The sequence below is a fragment of the Cryobacterium sp. SO2 genome, from assembly GCF_026151165.2.
Lineage (GTDB): Bacteria > Actinomycetota > Actinomycetes > Actinomycetales > Microbacteriaceae > Cryobacterium.
Map to the genome: position 1 here is coordinate 1952318 of NZ_CP117849.1, position 16388 is coordinate 1968705.

Annotated in this window: 13 protein-coding genes; 7 read left to right on the forward strand and 6 right to left on the reverse strand. The window is 67.8% G+C overall.

The genetic code is table 11. The features are described 5' to 3' along the window. Nucleotides 1–39: 39 nt before the first annotated feature. Both lipA and lipB read right to left on the reverse strand, forming a co-directional pair. Nucleotides 40–1026, reverse strand: coding sequence for a lipoyl synthase (lipA, locus tag BJQ94_RS09000; RefSeq protein WP_265401100.1), 987 nt, complete (start codon nucleotides 1024–1026; stop codon nucleotides 40–42). Continuing rightward, on the reverse strand, nucleotides 1023–1658 hold the full coding sequence (gene lipB, locus BJQ94_RS09005; protein WP_265401099.1) for a lipoyl(octanoyl) transferase LipB: 636 nt from the start codon (nucleotides 1656–1658) through the stop codon (nucleotides 1023–1025). The genes lipA and lipB overlap by 4 nt, the downstream gene beginning before the upstream one ends. A gap of 156 nt (nucleotides 1659–1814) precedes the next feature. On the opposite strand from lipB, the gene BJQ94_RS09010 reads away from it, so the two are divergent. After that, nucleotides 1815–3278: a serine/threonine-protein kinase gene (locus tag BJQ94_RS09010; protein ID WP_265401098.1), complete on the forward strand. Its 1464-nt coding sequence runs from the start codon at nucleotides 1815–1817 to the stop codon at nucleotides 3276–3278. 40 nt (nucleotides 3279–3318) lie between these two features. On the opposite strand, the gene sucB is transcribed toward BJQ94_RS09010, so the two are convergent. The 3 genes from sucB to BJQ94_RS09025 all read right to left on the reverse strand — a co-directional run bounded on the left by sucB (nucleotide 3319) and on the right by BJQ94_RS09025 (nucleotide 7805). Further along, nucleotides 3319–4758 carry a 2-oxoglutarate dehydrogenase, E2 component, dihydrolipoamide succinyltransferase gene (gene sucB / locus BJQ94_RS09015; RefSeq protein WP_265401097.1) on the reverse strand — a complete coding sequence of 480 codons (1440 nt, stop codon included), beginning with the start codon at nucleotides 4756–4758 and terminating at the stop codon, nucleotides 3319–3321. Between the two features lie 81 nt (nucleotides 4759–4839). Beyond that, nucleotides 4840–6213: a dihydrolipoyl dehydrogenase gene (gene lpdA, locus BJQ94_RS09020; RefSeq protein WP_265401096.1), complete on the reverse strand. Its 1374-nt coding sequence runs from the start codon at nucleotides 6211–6213 to the stop codon at nucleotides 4840–4842. 104 nt (nucleotides 6214–6317) lie between these two features. Beyond that, complete coding sequence (locus BJQ94_RS09025; RefSeq protein WP_265401095.1) at nucleotides 6318–7805, reverse strand: leucyl aminopeptidase; 1488 nt, start codon at nucleotides 7803–7805, stop codon at nucleotides 6318–6320. Between the two features lie 95 nt (nucleotides 7806–7900). On the opposite strand from BJQ94_RS09025, the gene BJQ94_RS09030 reads away from it, so the two are divergent. The 5 genes from BJQ94_RS09030 to BJQ94_RS09050 all read left to right on the forward strand — a co-directional run bounded on the left by BJQ94_RS09030 (nucleotide 7901) and on the right by BJQ94_RS09050 (nucleotide 13830). Continuing rightward, nucleotides 7901–8824: a PAC2 family protein gene (locus tag BJQ94_RS09030; protein WP_265401094.1), complete on the forward strand. Its 924-nt coding sequence runs from the start codon at nucleotides 7901–7903 to the stop codon at nucleotides 8822–8824. Between the two features lie 72 nt (nucleotides 8825–8896). Then, nucleotides 8897–10231 (forward strand): MFS transporter, encoded by a 1335-nt coding sequence (locus tag BJQ94_RS09035; RefSeq protein WP_265401093.1) that lies wholly within the window; start codon nucleotides 8897–8899, stop codon nucleotides 10229–10231. Nucleotides 10232–10486: 255 nt separating this feature from the next. Continuing rightward, nucleotides 10487–11818: an RNA polymerase sigma factor gene (locus BJQ94_RS09040; protein WP_265401092.1), complete on the forward strand. Its 1332-nt coding sequence runs from the start codon at nucleotides 10487–10489 to the stop codon at nucleotides 11816–11818. 9 nt (nucleotides 11819–11827) lie between these two features. Then, a complete protein-coding gene (locus BJQ94_RS09045; protein WP_265401091.1) occupies nucleotides 11828–13096 on the forward strand; it encodes a MurT ligase domain-containing protein in 1269 nt (422 codons plus the stop codon). After that, nucleotides 13093–13830: a cobyric acid synthase gene (locus tag BJQ94_RS09050; protein WP_265401090.1), complete on the forward strand. Its 738-nt coding sequence runs from the start codon at nucleotides 13093–13095 to the stop codon at nucleotides 13828–13830. Before BJQ94_RS09045 ends, BJQ94_RS09050 begins: the two co-directional genes overlap by 4 nt. 43 nt (nucleotides 13831–13873) lie before the next feature. Here BJQ94_RS09050 and BJQ94_RS09055 read toward each other — a convergent pair whose 3' ends face one another. Continuing rightward, the gene (locus BJQ94_RS09055) at nucleotides 13874–14110 is read right to left on the reverse strand and encodes a hypothetical protein (protein ID WP_130177536.1); all 237 of its coding nucleotides are present in this window, start codon (nucleotides 14108–14110) and stop codon (nucleotides 13874–13876) included. 199 nt (nucleotides 14111–14309) lie between these two features. Between BJQ94_RS09055 and BJQ94_RS09060 the strand changes: the two genes are divergently transcribed. Continuing rightward, nucleotides 14310–16388 carry a DNA topoisomerase IV subunit B gene (locus tag BJQ94_RS09060; RefSeq protein ID WP_265401089.1) on the forward strand — a complete coding sequence of 693 codons (2079 nt, stop codon included), beginning with the start codon at nucleotides 14310–14312 and terminating at the stop codon, nucleotides 16386–16388.

Genomic DNA, 16388 nt, shown 5'->3' on the forward strand with positions numbered 1-16388 from the left:
ACTACCCATTCGACCCCGGAGCGTTGAACGGATTTAGGGTCAAACGGCCTGGCTGAAGCCCACGGTCGCATCGGCGAGATGCCTGAGCTGTTCGGGGACCTCCCGTCCAGTCGCCACCATCGACTGTGCCCAGAGTCGGCCGGCCCGGTAGGAGGAGCGCACGAGCGGTCCGGCGAGCACGCCGAGGAAGCCGATCTGCTCGGCCTCCTCCTTGAGCTGGACGAACTCCTCCGGCCGCACCCACCTGGCCACCGGCAGATGGCGGGGACTCGGCCGGAGGTACTGGGTGATGGTGATGATGTCCGTGCCGGCATCGTGCAGGTCTTGCAGTGCCTGGGACACCTCGGCGCGTTCCTCGCCCATGCCGAGGATCAGGTTGGACTTGGTGATCAGCCCGGCGCTGCGGCCCTGGCTGAGCACGTCGAGCGACCTGTCGTAGCGGAAGGCTGGACGGATGCGCTTGAAGATCCGCGGGACGGTTTCGACGTTGTGCGCGAACACCTCCGGTCGTGCGGAGAAGACTTCGGCCAGATAGTCCGGATTGCCGGAGAAGTCGGGCACCAGGATCTCCACGCCCGTTCCCGGGCTCTGCAGGTGGATCTGGCGGATCGTCTCGGCGTAGAGCCAGGAGCCTTCGTCGGCCAGATCGTCACGGGCGACTCCGGTCACCGTCGCATAGCGCAGGTTCATGGCCAGCACGGACTCGGCGACCCGGCGTGGCTCGTCGGTGTCATAGTCCGCTGGCTTGCCGGTGTCGATCTGGCAGAAGTCGCAGCGCCGGGTGCACTGGGATCCGCCGATGAGGAAGGTGGCCTCGCGGTCTTCCCAGCACTCGTAAATGTTGGGACAGGCCGCTTCCTGGCAGACCGTATGCAGGTTTTCGCTCTTGACCAGCTCGTGCAGCTGGCGGTACTCCGGGCCCATCCTGGCCCTGGTCTTGATCCAGTCCGGTTTACGCTCGATGGGGGTTTCGGCGTTCCGGATCTCCAGCCGCAGCATGCGGCGCCCTTCCGGTGCGGCGCTCATGCCGACACCAGCAGCCGGCTGCGCAGATGCTCCGTGAGCGGCTCGACGGTCTCTTCGGTGGTGACGTCCCTGCCCAGGACCCTGGACATGGTGGTCACTCCGGCGTCGACGATGCCGCAGGCCACGATCCGCTCGTAGGGGTCGAGGGAGTTGTTGCAGTTCAGGGCGAAGCCGTGCATTGTGACCCCGTCGGCGACCCGGATGCCGATGGCTGCGATCTTGTCCTCTGCCCCGGCCGGTCCGACCCAGACACCGCTGCGTCCGGCGACGCGGCGACCGTCGATGCCGAAGTCGGCCAGCAGGTCGATCAGGATGCCTTCGAGCAGGCGCACGTAGCCGACGACATCGATGGGCTCCGTCAGCCGGAGGATCGGATATCCGATCAGCTGCCCCGGCCCGTGCCAGGTGATCCGGCCGCCGCGGTCGACGTCCACGACCGGGGTGCCGTCGGTTGGACGGTCCTCCGGCTGGGTGCGTTTGCCGGCCGTGTACACGGCGGGATGTTCGAGGAGCAGGACGGTGTTCGGTCGTTGACCGGACACCACCGTGCGATGGACGGCGCGCTGGAGCTCAAGGCCCTCGAAATACGGCACGGAGTTGGCGCTTAGCCCCGCGACGACAAAGTCGAGCATGCGGCAAGTCTACGGGGCTCTCCTCCCCAACGGCGCGGTGGGTCGGATTTCCCCACAACACCGGCGGCCGTGGCGGCCGCACGATCACGGCGGCACTCTGGGCCCTGGTCGTGGTGACCTCGCGGAGGGCGGGGCCGACGGACGAAGGAGCAACAGGTGGACCAGCAGGTGGACGAGCAGTGGGACAGGGCCGGGGCCCGGATCGGCGCGGAGACACTTGCGGGGTACCACCTCATTCGCCGGATCGGCACGGGAAGCAGCTCAGAGGTTTTTCTGGCACGCCCGCCGGAGCCGGGCGGAGTCACCGTTGCTCTGAAGGTCTTCGGACGTGCGGCCGCCCCTGCTGCGATCGATCGGCAGATTCGCGGTCTCGTCGGCGCTGGCCCCGCCGTCCTGGTCGGCCTGAGGGACACGGCGACGACAGCTGACGGGCGGGTGTGCCTCGTGCTCGACCATCTTCCGGGACCGTCCCTCGACCGGCTGCTGGCGGCGCGTGGCCGTATCGCTGCCGCAGAGGTCGTGACGATTGCCGCGACCGTCACGGCAAGCCTGCAGGTGGTGCACGAGGCAGGACTCAGCCATTCGCTGGTGCGGCCGGAGTGCATCAGATTCGACGGCCGTGGCCGGCCGGTGCTGCTCGGATTGGGCGCCCTGGTCGACCTGCCGGAGGGGGCGGCAGGGGTGCCGCTACGGCGGGACGCCGCCGTGGGGCTGGCCGGCTTCGTCCGCATCCTGCTGGACTACCTGGATCCCGCCGATCCGGGCACGGCCGGCGCCCCCGCTCTGCTGGCCGAATTCGAGGCGGCGACGGTGGCCCGGCCGTTTCCGTCCACCCTGACCGGCCTGGAAGCCGCGCTGTTCGCCTGGGCGACGGCGGGCCCGGTCCGCGATGCGGTGTACGGGGCGGTGCACGGTGCGGTGCACGGGGCGATTGCCGAGTCGCCGCTTCCTGGGTCACCGGCGGCTCCCGTGCCCGTGTCGCCGCCCGTGCCGCCCGTGGCAGCCCCGTGGGCACGCGTGGGACTGATCCCCGCACTGCGGCGGCGGATGGCCGGGTTCATGCCGCGGCATCGGATTGCGAGCCCGCCCGTCGTGCTGGGACTGGGTCTCGCCGTCGTCCTGCTGGTGGCGGGCCTGACGGTGGTGCCCGTTCTCCGGCCGGCGCCGACGGGCGCGGCACCTGTGTCCTCTGCGACGGAACCGGCGGAACCGGGGAAACCGGGGGAGAGCGCGAAGGCGGTCCCCGGCGCCGACGCCGACCGGACGATTATCGAGGCCGACGACCCGGCGGCAGCGGTCCTGGTGCTGCTGCGGCGCCGCGACGAGTGCCTGGCGGCGGCGTCGGTGCTCTGCCTTGACGACGTCGACCAGCCGGGTTCGGTGGTGATGGCCGACGACGGATACCGGATCCGGCAGCGCCAGGCGGCACAGGAGCCGGCCTCGACGGCCACCGAGCATCCGGCCATGCCGGTGACCGCCGAACTGCGCGAGCGCACCGGCAACGCGGCGCTGGTCGTGCTGGGAGCGACCGGGGGGTCAGGAGTTAACGCACAACCGGCCTCTGCCCTGGTGATCAAGGGCGAGGCCGGTTGGCGACTACGTGAACTCTTCGACTACTGACCCGCCAGGCGGATCGGTCGGAGCGAGCGACGCGAGTGGACTAGATGCCCAGGTTCGCCTCGAATGCTCCGGCCTCCAGACGTGCCTTCATCGTGGTGAGGAAGCGCGAGGCGTCCGCTCCATCGATGATGCGGTGGTCGTAGGACAGTGCCAGGAACACCGTCGAACGGATCGCGATGGAGTCCAGGCCCTTGTCGCTGACGACGATGGGCTTCTTGTAAACCACGCCGGTGCCGAGGATGGCGCTCTGCGGGAGGAAGACCACCGGGGTATCGAACAGCGCGCCGCGCGAACCCGTGTTGGTCAGCGTGAACGTGCCACCGGACAGCTCGTCGGGCTTGAGCTTGTTGTCACGGGTGCGTGCCGCCAGGTCGGCGATCTGGGCGGCGAAACCGGCCAGGTCGAGTTCTCCGGCGTCGCGGATGACCGGGGTCAGCAGTCCGCGCTCGGTGTCGACGGCGATGCTCATGTTCTCCTGGGGCGGGTACACGATCGAGGTGCCGTCAACGGTTGCGTTGATGATCGGGTTCGCCTTGAGCGCCTCGGCCGCGGCCAGGGCGAAGAACGGGAGGAAGGACAGCTTGTTGCCGGTCTTCTCGTGGAAGGAGACCTTGACCTTGTCGCGCAGCATGGCGACCCGGGTCACGTCCACCTCGACGACTGTCGTGAGCTGGGCGGTCTGCTGCATGGAGGCCACGGCGCGCTCGGCGACGACCTTCCGCAGGCGCGACATCGGCACAGTCGTGCCGCGCAACGGCGACACTTCGACGACCGCGGCGGCCGGAGCCGTCGGTGCGGCGGCCGGAGCGGCTGCCGACTCGATGTCCTGCTTGCGGATGCGTCCGCCGACACCGGTTCCGGTGATGGTGGACAGGTCGACGCCGGCCTCGTTCGCGAGCTTGCGAACGATGGGCGTGACGTAGCCGCTGGTACCGGCGTGGGCGCCGCGGGTGGGCTCGGCGGCCGGGGTGGGCGCCTCGGGGGCTGCGACGACAGGTGCAGCGGCAACCGGTGCTGCGGCAACAGGGGCTGCAACGACGGGTGCGGGTGCTGCGGATGCTGCGGGTGCTGCGGGTGCTGCCGGTGCCGCCGGCGCTGCGGGGGCCGGCTCGACGACGGCGGGAGCCGGCGGGGCGACGGCGGCCGGTGCCTCGGCGGGGGCCGGTGCCTCGGTCGAGGGAACCTCGGCGACGGGCGCTGCCGCCGCGGGGGCTGCAGCCTCGGGGGCGGCGGCCGGAGCCGAACCGTCGCCGATGGTCACCAGGGGAGTCCCGACCTCGACGGTCTCGTCTTCCTGCACGAGGATGGCTTCGATGATGCCGGCGATCGGGGATGGGATCTCGGTGTCGACCTTGTCGGTCGATACCTCGAGCAGCGGTTCGTCGACTTCGACGCGGTCTCCCACGTTCTTCAGCCAGCGGGTAACCGTACCCTCTGTGACACTCTCACCGAGTGCCGGGAGGTTGACGGATTCGCTCATGCGTTTGTCTCCTTTGAAACCATTAATGTCTGACCAATGTTAGTGAGAATCTCTGTAACGAAAATGGGTGCCGATAACGGGCTACATCGCGTGCAGCGGCTTGCCGGCCAGGGCTAGGAAGGCCTCGCCCAGCGCTTCGTTCTGGGTGGGGTGCGCGTGCAGGAGCGGCGCGAGGTCCTCCGGGTACGCTTCCCAGTTCACGATGAGCTGGCCTTCGCCGATCAGCTCGCCCACGCGGGCGCCGATCATGTGGATGCCGATGATGGGGCCATCGGCCTCGCGGACGACCTTGATCGAGCCGGTGGTGCCCAGGATCGAGCTCTTGCCGTTGCCACCCAGGCTGTATTCGTAGCTGGTGACCTTGTCGGCGCCGAACTTGGCGACGGCCTTGGCTTCGGTGTATCCGACCGATGCGATCTCGGGGTCGCAGTAGGTGACCTTCGGGATGTTCAGGTCGTCCACGACGATCGGGGACAGGCCCGCGATCTCCTCGGCGACGAAGATGCCCTGCTGGAAACCGCGGTGCGCGAGCTGCAGGCCGGGGACGATGTCGCCGACGGCGTAGACGCCGGGGATGTTGGTGGCGAGACGCTCGTCGGTGATGACGAAGCCGCGGTCCATGGTGATGCCGGCCTCTTCGAAGCCGAGTCCAGCGGTGGACGGGCCGCGACCGACGGCAACGAGCAGGAGCTCGGCCTCGATGGTGGTGCCGTTCTCGAGAGTGACGACGACGCCGGAGTCATCCTGCGTGACGGACTGGAACCGGACGCCCAGGGAGAACTCGATGCCGCGCTTGCGGAAGGCCCGCTCGAGCTGCTTGGAAACGGACTCTTCTTCGTTGGGAGCCAGGTGCGGGAGGGCTTCGATGATGGTGACGTCGGCGCCAAAGGACTTCCAGACGCTGGCGAACTCGACACCGATGACGCCGCCGCCGAGGACGGCGACCTTCTTGGGCACGTAGTTGAGCTCGAGCGCTTGCTCGCTCGTGATGACGCGACCTTCGATGGCCAGGCCGGGAAGCGAGCGCGAGTACGAACCGGTGGCCAGAACGACGTTCTTGCCCACGATGGTGTCGTCGCCGACCTGGACCGTCGTCGGGGAGATGAGGTGGCCCTCACCGGCGATGACGGTGATGCCGCGGGCCTTGATCAGGCCCTGCAGGCCGCGGAACTTGCTGGCAACGATGCCCTCGCGGAATGCGGTGACGGCGGCCATGTCGATGCCCTCGAACGACGTCGTGACGCCGTACTTGGCCGACTCGCGGCTCACGTCGGCGACCTCGGCCGAGTGCAGCAACGCCTTGGTCGGGATGCAGCCGACGTGCAGGCAGGTCCCGCCGAGCTTGTCCTTCTCGATCAGGCCGACGGTCAGGCCGAGCTGAACGGCGCGCAATGCGGCCGCGTATCCGCCGCTGCCTCCGCCGAGAACTACAAGGTCAAAATTCTGTTCAGACACCCAGATACTCCCTCGTGCATCACATACACTTTCACGGCCCACCAGCGCATGTTGTGCGCGGGTGGGCGTTGAACGGCAAGGATTTTCCTGCCTATACGACTGTACTACGGGCGCGAAAAGTCCTCGGCCAGTCGCAGCAGGGTGCGAACGGTCACGCCGGTCGGCCCTGGGGCGGTGAAGCCGAGCCCGCCACCGACGAGCTGAGCGCTGCCGGCGATGTCCAGGTGCGCCCAGGGGATGACCCGGGCGTCCGCCCCCGCCCCAATGGTGGGGATGAATTCGCGCAGGAAAACGGCGGCCAGGAGCATCCCGCCACCGGTATTCCCGATTTTGGCGTTGGCGATGTCGGCGACATCGGAGTTGAGCAGAGCGCGCAGTTCTTCCGGCATCGGCATCGGCCAGGCCAACTCGCCCTCGGCCTTGCTGGCGGCGAGTACGTGGGCGACGAGGTCGTCGTCGCCGAGGACGGCCGAGTACCGTGTGCCCAGCGCGACGATGGCCGCACCGGTGAGGGTGGCGACATCGATGATCGCGTCAGGCTGTTCCTCGCCCGCCGCGACGAGGCCGTCGGCGAGCACCAGGCGGCCCTCGGCGTCGGTGTTGAGGACCTCGACGGTGCGCCCGCCGCGCATGCTCAACACGTCGTTGGGGCGGATGGCGGAGCCGGACGGCATGTTCTCGGCGATGCACAGCCACGCTGTCAGCCGCACCGGCAGCCCGAGCCGGGCGGCGGCGAGGGTCACGGCGAGGACTGTGGCCGCGCCGGTCATGTCGTACTTCATGCCCACCATGGATGCCGGCGGCTTGAGGGAGAGTCCGCCGGTGTCGAAGGTGATTCCCTTGCCCACCAGGGCGAGGTGCTTGGTCGCACCCTTCGGCTCGTAGCTGACCTTGACCAGCCGAGGCGGCCGCGTCGACCCCTGGCCGACGCCGGCGATGCCGCCGAACCCGTCGGCGACGAGCTGGTCCTCGTCCCACACCGAGAGCGTGACGGGCAGTCCGGCCGCGGCCTCGGCGGCCAGCGCGGCGAGCGACTCGGGGTACAGGTCCAGCGGGGGAGTGTTGACGAGGTCCTTGACGAGGCTCACCGCGCCGGCGACGACGTCAGCCCGGTCCGCGGCGTCGGGACCGGCCTGGTCGGTGTGCACTGTGATGTCGCCGGCGGGGAGTTTGGTGGCCGACAGTGACGCCTTACGGTAGGTGGTGAACGCGTACGCGCCGAGCGCGGCGCCCTCGAGCACCGCGGCCGCCTGGTCGGCGTCGGTCAGCGGGAAGGCGAAGGCCACCGTGCTGGATCCGGTGAGCTGGCGCACCGCCGAGCCCGCCGCGTAGCGCAGTGCGTCCGGGGAGAGAACGGAACCCAGACCGACGACGGCGATGCTCGCGGCGGCACCGGCGATGGGGGCGAGGCGAACGATCTGGTCCTTGGCGCCGGTCACCGCGACGGCGGTGAACTGCTCGGCGACACCCTCGAAGCCGGGGTCGGCGAACAGGCGCGGACCGTCGGGGGACGCCACCGCCCCGACGATGATGACGTCGGCGGTCGATTCGGTCGAGGGCACTGCGGACACTGAAATGCGGGGAACGGTCATGCTTCGATGCTACGGGTCGCGGTGTTCGCTCTGGGCACCACTGTGGCCTGTCGGATTCACGGCTCGAGCGCGACACCTCCGTTTAGAGTTAATGAATGCGCGATCCTGACGAAATCTACGAGCTCACCGCGGACGCCGCCGGCGTCCCAGAGGGGCTGAATCTGGTCGCGGGCCTGACCGGTTTCGCGGATGCCGGCGGTGCCGTCTCACAGTTCTCCGAGTACCTGCTCGACACCCTCGACCACCGGGTCATCGCCGAGTTCGATGCCGACCTGCTCCTGGACTACCGGGCCAGGCGCCCCATCATCTACTTCGATCAGGACCACCTGACCGACTACCAGCCCCCGCGCCTGCGTCTCTATCTCGCCCATGACGAGATCGGCCAACCGTTCCTGCTTCTGGCCGGATTCGAGCCCGACTTCCGATGGGAACAGTTCACCGCCGCGGTTCTGAGCCTCGTGAACCGGTTCACCGTGTCGTCGACCACGTGGGTGCACGCCATCCCGATGCCTGTCCCGCACACTCGCCCCATCGGCGTGACGGTCAGCGGCAACCGCACCGACCTCATCGAGAGTATGTCGGTGTGGCGCCCGCACACCCAGGTGCCGGCCAATGCCCTGCATCTCGTCGAGTTCCGTTTGCAGGAGATCGGTGCCTGGGTCATCGGCTACGTTCTCTTGATTCCGCACTACCTGGCCGACACCGAGTACCCGTCCGCTGCACTGTCCGCCCTGGAGAGCACCAGCGCCTCGACGGGCCTGATCTTCCCGACCGATCGGCTCCGGGAGAAGAACCGGGAGTTCGTCCTGCGCATCGACGAGCAGGTCGGCGACAACCCTGAACTGGCGAAGCTCGTCGGGACGCTCGAGGAACGTTATGACGCGTATATGGAGGGCAACACTCTGCGTTCCCCGTTGACGGACGAAGACGGCGCTCTGCCGACAGCGGACGAGATCGCCGCGGAGCTGGAGAAGTTCCTGGCCACCCGCCGTGGACGGGACGAGGGTCCGCAGTCCTGAGCCGCCCGCAGTCCTCAGTCGCCCGGCCTGTCCTGGTCGGTGACGCCGGCGTACCCGGCTAGGTTGGGGGGAGTGAACTCTCGTCGATCCTGGTTGATCTTTGCCTTCGGGTCCTTCGTGTACCTGTCCGCCGTCCTGCAGCGCACCTCGCTCGGCATCGCGGGAGTGTCGGCTACCGAACGATTCGGCGGCTCAGCGGCCGTCCTGTCCAGCCTTGCCGTCGTGCAGCTGATCGTCTATGCCGCGGCGCAGATCCCGGTCGGCGTCCTGATCGACCGGTTCGGACCGCGTGTGCTCATGCTCGCCGGTACCGCTCTGATGGTCGTGGGCCAGCTCACGCTCGCCTTCGCGCCGTCCATCACCATCGCCGTCATCGGGCGCATGCTGGTGGGGGCGGGCGACGCGACCATCTTCATCTCGATGATCCGCCTGATCACCTCCTGGTTCAGCGGGCGCATCGTGCCCCAGCTGTCGCAGTGGTTCGGCAACATCGGCCAACTCGGACAGGTGCTGTCCGCCGTGCCGCTGGCCTGGGTACTGCACGATTTCGGCTGGACCCCGGCATTCCTGGTGGCGACGCTCGTGGCCTTCGCCGCGTTCGTCGTCGTGGTGGTCGCCATCAGGGACCGCCCGGCGGGATCGACGGACCAACCGCGGCCGAACAGCTGGGGTGCCGCCCTGACCCAGTTGCGGCACAGTTTCAGTCGCCCGGGCACGCAGCTGGGGTTCTGGTCCCATTTCGTCACGCAGTCCTCAGGAACCGTCTTCACGCTGCTCTGGGGATTTCCGTTCATGGTCTACGGCCTGGGCTACGAGTCGGGCATGGCCGCCGCAATGCTCACCATCCCGGTCGCGGCCGGCATCGTCTGCGGTCCGGTCCTGGGCGTGCTGACGGCCCGGCATCCGCTTCGCCGCAGCAACATCGTGCTCACCATCGTCACCGCGATGGGCACAGCGTGGGCGCTCGTGCTGCTCTGGCCGACGGCACCGCCGTTCTGGTTGGTCGTGCTGCTTCTTGTCGTGCTCGGCGTTGGCGGTCCCGGCTCGCTTATCGGGTTCGACTTCGCCCGCACCTTCAACCCGCAACGCAGCCTCGGATCCGCGAACGGTGTCGTGAACGTCGGTGGGTTCCTGGCCAGCTTCGTCATGATGTTCCTGATCGGGGTGCTGCTGGACCTGCAGGATGGCTGGCGGGTGGCGCAGGGCGGCACGAGCGACCTCTACTCCCTGGAGTCGTTCCGGATCGCGTTTTCAGTGCAGTTCCTCGTGATCGGTACCGGCGTCGTGATGCTGGTGGGAACCCGCCGGCGCACCAGGCGCATGTTGTCCCGCGACGAGGGAATAGAAGTGGCTCCACTCTGGGTTGAACTCTCTCGTAAGCTGCGGCGGCGGGCGCGGGGCGAATAGTCGAGCGTGGCTCGTTCTATACACAATCCGTGCAATAATTGTCAATAGGACCCGTTCTGGTTCCTGGATGTATGGGCGTCACGCCGATGCGTATCCGGGGACTTGACATGGGTCCTAGTACTGCCCAAAAGCGGTACTGCCCAAAAACGTACTGCCCAAAACCCCCGTTCTCTTTCCAACGTGGCCCGCGCCGAGTGGTCATGACGAACGGGGCCGCGCTGCACGCGCACGATCTACGGCATGAGAGGTGTTCGAATGGCAACCCCAACGAAGACAGAGCCCACACAACAGACCGAAGAGACCACACCGGCCGACGTCACAGCCGCAACGGCGAAGACGCCGGCGCAGAAGGCCGCCGCCACCCGTGCAGCCACCAAGGCTGCCAAGGCCGCCGCGGCCGAGGAGTCCGACGCCTCGGAGACAGTGGCGCCCCGCAAACGGGCCGCCGCCAAGACGAAGGCGCCGGCCGGCGCCAAGAAGAAGGACGGGGACGCTGACGCCTCCGACGACGAGGGCGTGCACGCCACCGACGAGCACGACTCTGACGACGACGACACCGACGGCGCCGCCAAGCGCCTCACCCCGGCGGAGCCGCTGCCCAGCGGCGCGCTCGTGCTGTCGCTGGTCGACGACGAAGACGAAGTTCCGGTCTACTCCAGTGCCATCACCGGTGCGACGGCAGACCCCGTCAAGGACTACCTCAAGCAGATCGGTAAGGTCGCGTTGCTCAACGCCGCCGAAGAGGTCGAGCTCGCGATGCGCATCGAAGCCGGCCTGTTCGCCGAGGACAAGCTCTCCCAGATGACGGACGCCGAGAAGAAGAGCGCACTCGGACGCGAACTGCAGTGGGTCGCCAAGGACGGCGCCAGGGCCAAGAGCCACTTGCTCGGCGCCAACCTGCGTCTGGTGGTGTCTCTCGCCAAGCGTTACACCGGCCGTGGCATGCAGTTCCTCGACCTGATCCAGGAAGGCAACCTGGGCCTGATCCGTGCCGTCGAGAAGTTCGACTACACCAAGGGGTTCAAGTTCTCCACCTACGCCACCTGGTGGATCCGTCAGGCGATCACCAGGGCCATGGCCGACCAGGCCCGCACCATTCGCATCCCGGTGCACATGGTCGAGGTCATCAACAAGCTCGCCCGGGTGCAGCGCCAGATGCTGCAGGACCTGGGCCGCGAGCCCACGCCGGAAGAGCTGAGCCGCGAACTCGACATGACACCCGAAAAGGTCGTCGAGGTGCAGAAGTACGGTCGCGAGCCGATCTCCCTGCACACGCCGCTGGGTGAAGACGGGGACAGCGAGTTCGGTGACCTCATCGAGGACACCGAGGCCGTCGTGCCCGCCGACGCTGTGGGCTTCACCATGCTGCAGAAGCAGCTGGAGAGCCTGCTCGACTCGCTCTCCGAGCGTGAGGCCGGCGTCATCCGGATGCGTTTCGGTCTCGGAGACGGCATGCCGAAGACTCTCGACCAGATCGGCGACACCTTCGGCGTCACGCGTGAGCGCATCCGCCAGATCGAATCGAAGACGATGGCCAAGCTGCGTCACCCGTCCCGGTCGCAGTCGCTGCGCGACTACCTCGAGTAAAGAGTGTCTGTGCGGTATGCGCCGGCGATCCTGCTCGGCAGGGTCGCCCGCACCGTCGCGCGCTGGCGGAAGCCCGGCGGCGGTTCGGCGGTTCCCGGACTCGTGGTCAACACCATCGCTCCCGGGTTCCTCGCCAGCACACTGAACAGCTTTCCGCAGGGCCTCGTCATCGTGACGGGGTCGAGCGGGAAGTCCACGACGACGAAGATGCTCGTGGCCGCCCTGCGCGCCCACGGGTCCACGGTTTTCACGAACCAGTCCACGGCCAACATCAGTCAGGGGCTGACCTCTGCCCTCCTCGAGCAGGTCAGCCTGTCCGGCCGGATCGCCGGTGACATCGCCGTTCTCGAAATGGACGAGGGCCACGGCGCACTGATCTCGGGTGATCTCGAACCTCGGGTCGTGGTGCTCACCAACGTGATGGTGGACCAGATCGACAGGTTCCACGACTCCGACATGGTGGCGGCGATGCTCGCCAAGATTGCTCGCCGGGCCACAGGTGTCGTCGTCGTGAACGCCGACGACCTGCACCTCGCCAGGCTCGGCGCGTCCATCGCCCCTCCGGTTCAGGTCTCCAGCTACGGCGTCACCGGCCAGGTCCTCGACGCCAATCCGCGCGGTCTCGGCTACACCCTCACCTCGCCGACGCGCCTGGACGCCGCTGACGGCATTCTGCTGACGGCCGTTGACGGTCGCGACGCGACCGTCGCGATCGATGGCATCGAGCATCCCGTCCGGCTTCCCGCCCGCGGCACCCACTATGCCGTCGACGCGGTGACCGCTCTGGCCGCCGCACGCGCAGCCCTCGGCGCCCGGTTCGATCCGGCCACCGCCGCCGCGGCGATCTCGGAAATCCCGCCGGTCTTCGGGCGCGGCGAGGTCGTGACCGTGCGCGGGACCACCGTGGAGTTCGTCCTCGTGCAGAATCCGGCCAGCTTCCAGCTCAACGTCGACAGCCTGGCACCCGGCACCGAGCAGATCCTGGTCGCCGTCGGTTCGGATGTGCGTGACCCGTCCTACCTCTGGCCGGCGGACACCTCCGGGCTGGGTCATGTCCTGATCGCTTCCGGCTCCAAGGCACACGACATCGCCCTGCAACTCATCTACGACGGAGTCGCCGTCGACCGGATCGAGCCGGACCTCGGCCGGGCCCTGGACGACTTCCTCGCCCTGCCGGAACCCACGCACGGTGTGAAGACGATCATATTCTCGGCTGACTCGATGCGGCGCACCCGCGCCCACCTGGGCCTGGCCACCAACGAAGCGGACCCGTCATGACCGTCGCCCCCTCCGCCGAGCTCACGATCCTGAGCGTACTTCCCCGGCTTCTGGACACCAACGGTGACGCGGCGAACGCACGCGTGCTCGCTCAACGGGCGCGCTGGGCCGGCATCGCCGCCCGGGTCGTCGATGTACACACCACGGCGGACCTGCCTGACACCGTCGATCTCGTGGTGATCGGGTCGGGCACAGACACCGACCTCGACGCCGCTCGTGCGGCGCTGTTGCCCCTGGCGGACGCGTTCGGGTCCTGGCTGGCCGGGGGAGTGCCGACCCTCGCGGTCGGAACGGGATGGGAGCTGCTCAGCGCGGGTATCGACCTGCCGGGCGGAACCCGTGTCGACGGACTCGGTCTGGTGGCCGGACACGCGACTCTCCTGGCGGCGCGAGCCACCGACGACATCGCCGTGGACGCGAGTGACGCTCGGCTGATCGGTTTCGAGAACCACGCCAGGGGATACACCGGCGCCGCACACCCGCTCGGCCGCGTTCTCGCCGGCACCGGCAACGGCACCGGCGACGAGGGCCTTGTTCAGGGCAGTTTCATCGGCACACACCTGCACGGTCCCGTGCTGGCCAGAAACCCGCAGCTGGCCGACCGGATGCTCAGCAGCGCCTGCGCAGCCAGAGGACTCGCCCAGGCGGCGTCAGCGCACACGGTGTTGGTCGACGGCACAGCAAAAGCCGCACGCAACCAGGTTGCAGTGCGGCTCGGGCTCAGCTCAGAGTGAAACCCGCGCTACCGCACCGAGGGTGCGGAAGCGCGGGCGTCGCCTAGGACTTCTGGTCGTCGAAAAGACGACTCGACTCGTCGTGCCAGCTTTCGGCGATAGCCGCGAGCTTCTCCTGGTGCTTGCGCCCATGGTGGGCGCAGAAGAGCAACTCGCTGTTGTTCACGACTACACGAATGTAGGCCTGAGCGCCACAAGCGTCGCAGCGGTCGGCCGCGGTGAGCTGGTGGGGGGCGCCCTGTTGGTCGACTGCACCATTTTCGGTGGCGATCTGGGACATATTCTCCTCCTCCAGACTGATACCAGGTGATACCAATTGAATCCTTACTGACCATGTAAACACGGCAACGACCCGATTGGGCCACAGTTGGGTGACATTTCGCTCACCGCGTAGCATTCGGCGCGGCGCACGGCGGCATTCCGGCCCGATCGAGTGTCGATCGCGGGCCGTGACGCCACGGTCAGTATTCTTAACAGTTGTGAGTTCTGACTATTCCGCCCGCCACCTCTCGGTCCTCGAGGGCCTGGACGCGGTGCGCAAACGCCCCGGCATGTACATCGGTTCGACGGACTCCCGCGGGCTCATGCACTGCCTGTGGGAAATCATCGACAACTCCGTCGACGAGGCGCTCAGCGGTCACGGCTCCGCGATCGGCATCGTGCTGCACGCCGATGAGAGCGTCGAGGTCAGCGACACCGCACGCGGCATCCCGGTCGACATCGAACCGAAGACCGGCTTGTCCGGGGTCGAGGTCGTGTTCACCAAGCTGCACGCCGGCGGCAAGTTCGGCAGCGGTTCCTACGCGGCGTCCGGTGGCCTGCACGGGGTGGGGGCATCGGTGGTGAATGCCCTCTCCGAGCGTCTTGATGTCGAGGTCGACAGAGACGGCAAGACCTGGGCCATGTCGTTCCATCGCGGCGAACCGGGGATCTTCGCCGACACCGGCGAGAAGAGCCCGGATGCGCCGTTCACCCCGTTCGAGAACAAGAGCGAACTGCGCGTCGTCGGCAAGGTCCGCAAGGGTGTCACGGGTACCCGCATCCGGTACTGGGCCGACCGCCAGATCTTCACCAAGGGTGCAGCATTCCAGACCGAGGACCTGATGGGTCGCGCCCGCCAGACGGCGTTCCTGATCCCCGGCCTGTCGATCAACGTTGACGACCGCCGCGGTGCAGAACCGGTCACGGAGTCGTTCTCCTTCGCCGGTGGCATTTCCGAGTTCGTCGACCACCTCGCCGTCGACACTCCCATCACCGACACCTGGCGGTTGACGGGCGCCGGCAGCTTCACCGAAACGGTCCCCGTGCTCACCGACTCCGGCGCGATGATCCCCACCGAACTCGTGCGGGACTGCCAGGTCGACATCGCCCTGCGGTGGGGCACCGGCTACGACACCGTCATCAAGAGCTTCGTGAACATCATCGCCACGCCCAAGGGCGGCACCCACCAGGCCGGTTTCGACGCGGGCCTGCTGAAATTCCTGCGGGCGCAGGTGGAGCAGAACGCGCGACGGCTCAAGGTCGGCTCGGACAAGCTCGAAAAGGACGACGTCCTCGCCGGCCTCACGGCCGTGCTCACGGTTCGGCTGCCCGAGCCGCAGTTCGAGGGCCAGACCAAGGAAGTGCTCGGCACACCGGCCGTGCGCGCCATCGTGGCCGCCGTGATCAACAAGACCATGACGGAGCGGTTCGCCTCACCCAAGCGAGACGACAAGACGCAGTCCGCCGTCGTCCTCGACAAGATCGTCGCTGAGATGAAGTCACGGATCTCGGCGCGGGCGCACAAGGAGACCCAGCGCCGCAAGAACGCTCTGGAGAGCTCATCGCTGCCGGCCAAGCTGGTGGACTGCCGCAGCAACGACGTGGCGCTCAGCGAGCTGTTCATCGTCGAGGGCGACTCGGCCCTCGGCACGGCCAAGCTCGCCCGTGACAGCGAGCACCAGGCGTTGCTGCCGATCAGAGGCAAGATCCTGAACGTGCAGAAGGCGTCGGTCTCCGACATGCTCTCGAACACCGAGTGCGCGTCGATCATCCAGGTGATCGGGGCCGGATCCGGGCGCAGCTTCGACCTGTCCGCCGCTCGCTACGGCAAGGTCATCATCATGAGCGACGCCGACGTCGACGGCGCGCACATCCGCACCCTGCTGCTCACCCTGTTCTTCCGCTACATGCGGCCGATGATCGAAGAGGGCCGCATCTTCGCGGCCGTCCCGCCGCTGCACCGGGTGATCGTGATGAACCCCGGCAGCAAGCCCAACGAGACCATCTACACCTACTCAGAGCCCGAGCTCCAGGCCGTGCTGGCCGCGCTCAAGAAGAGCGGCAAGCGCTACCAGGACCCCATCCAGCGCTACAAGGGCCTGGGCGAGATGGACGCCGACCAGCTGGCGACGACGACCATGGAGCGCTCGCACCGCACGCTCCGCCGCGTGCGGGTGGCTGATGCCGAGATGGCCGGCAAGGTGTTCGAGCTGCTGATGGGCAACGACGTGGCGCCGCGCAAGGAGTTCATCATCGACAGCTCGGACAAGCTCAGCCGCGACCGCATCGACGTCTGA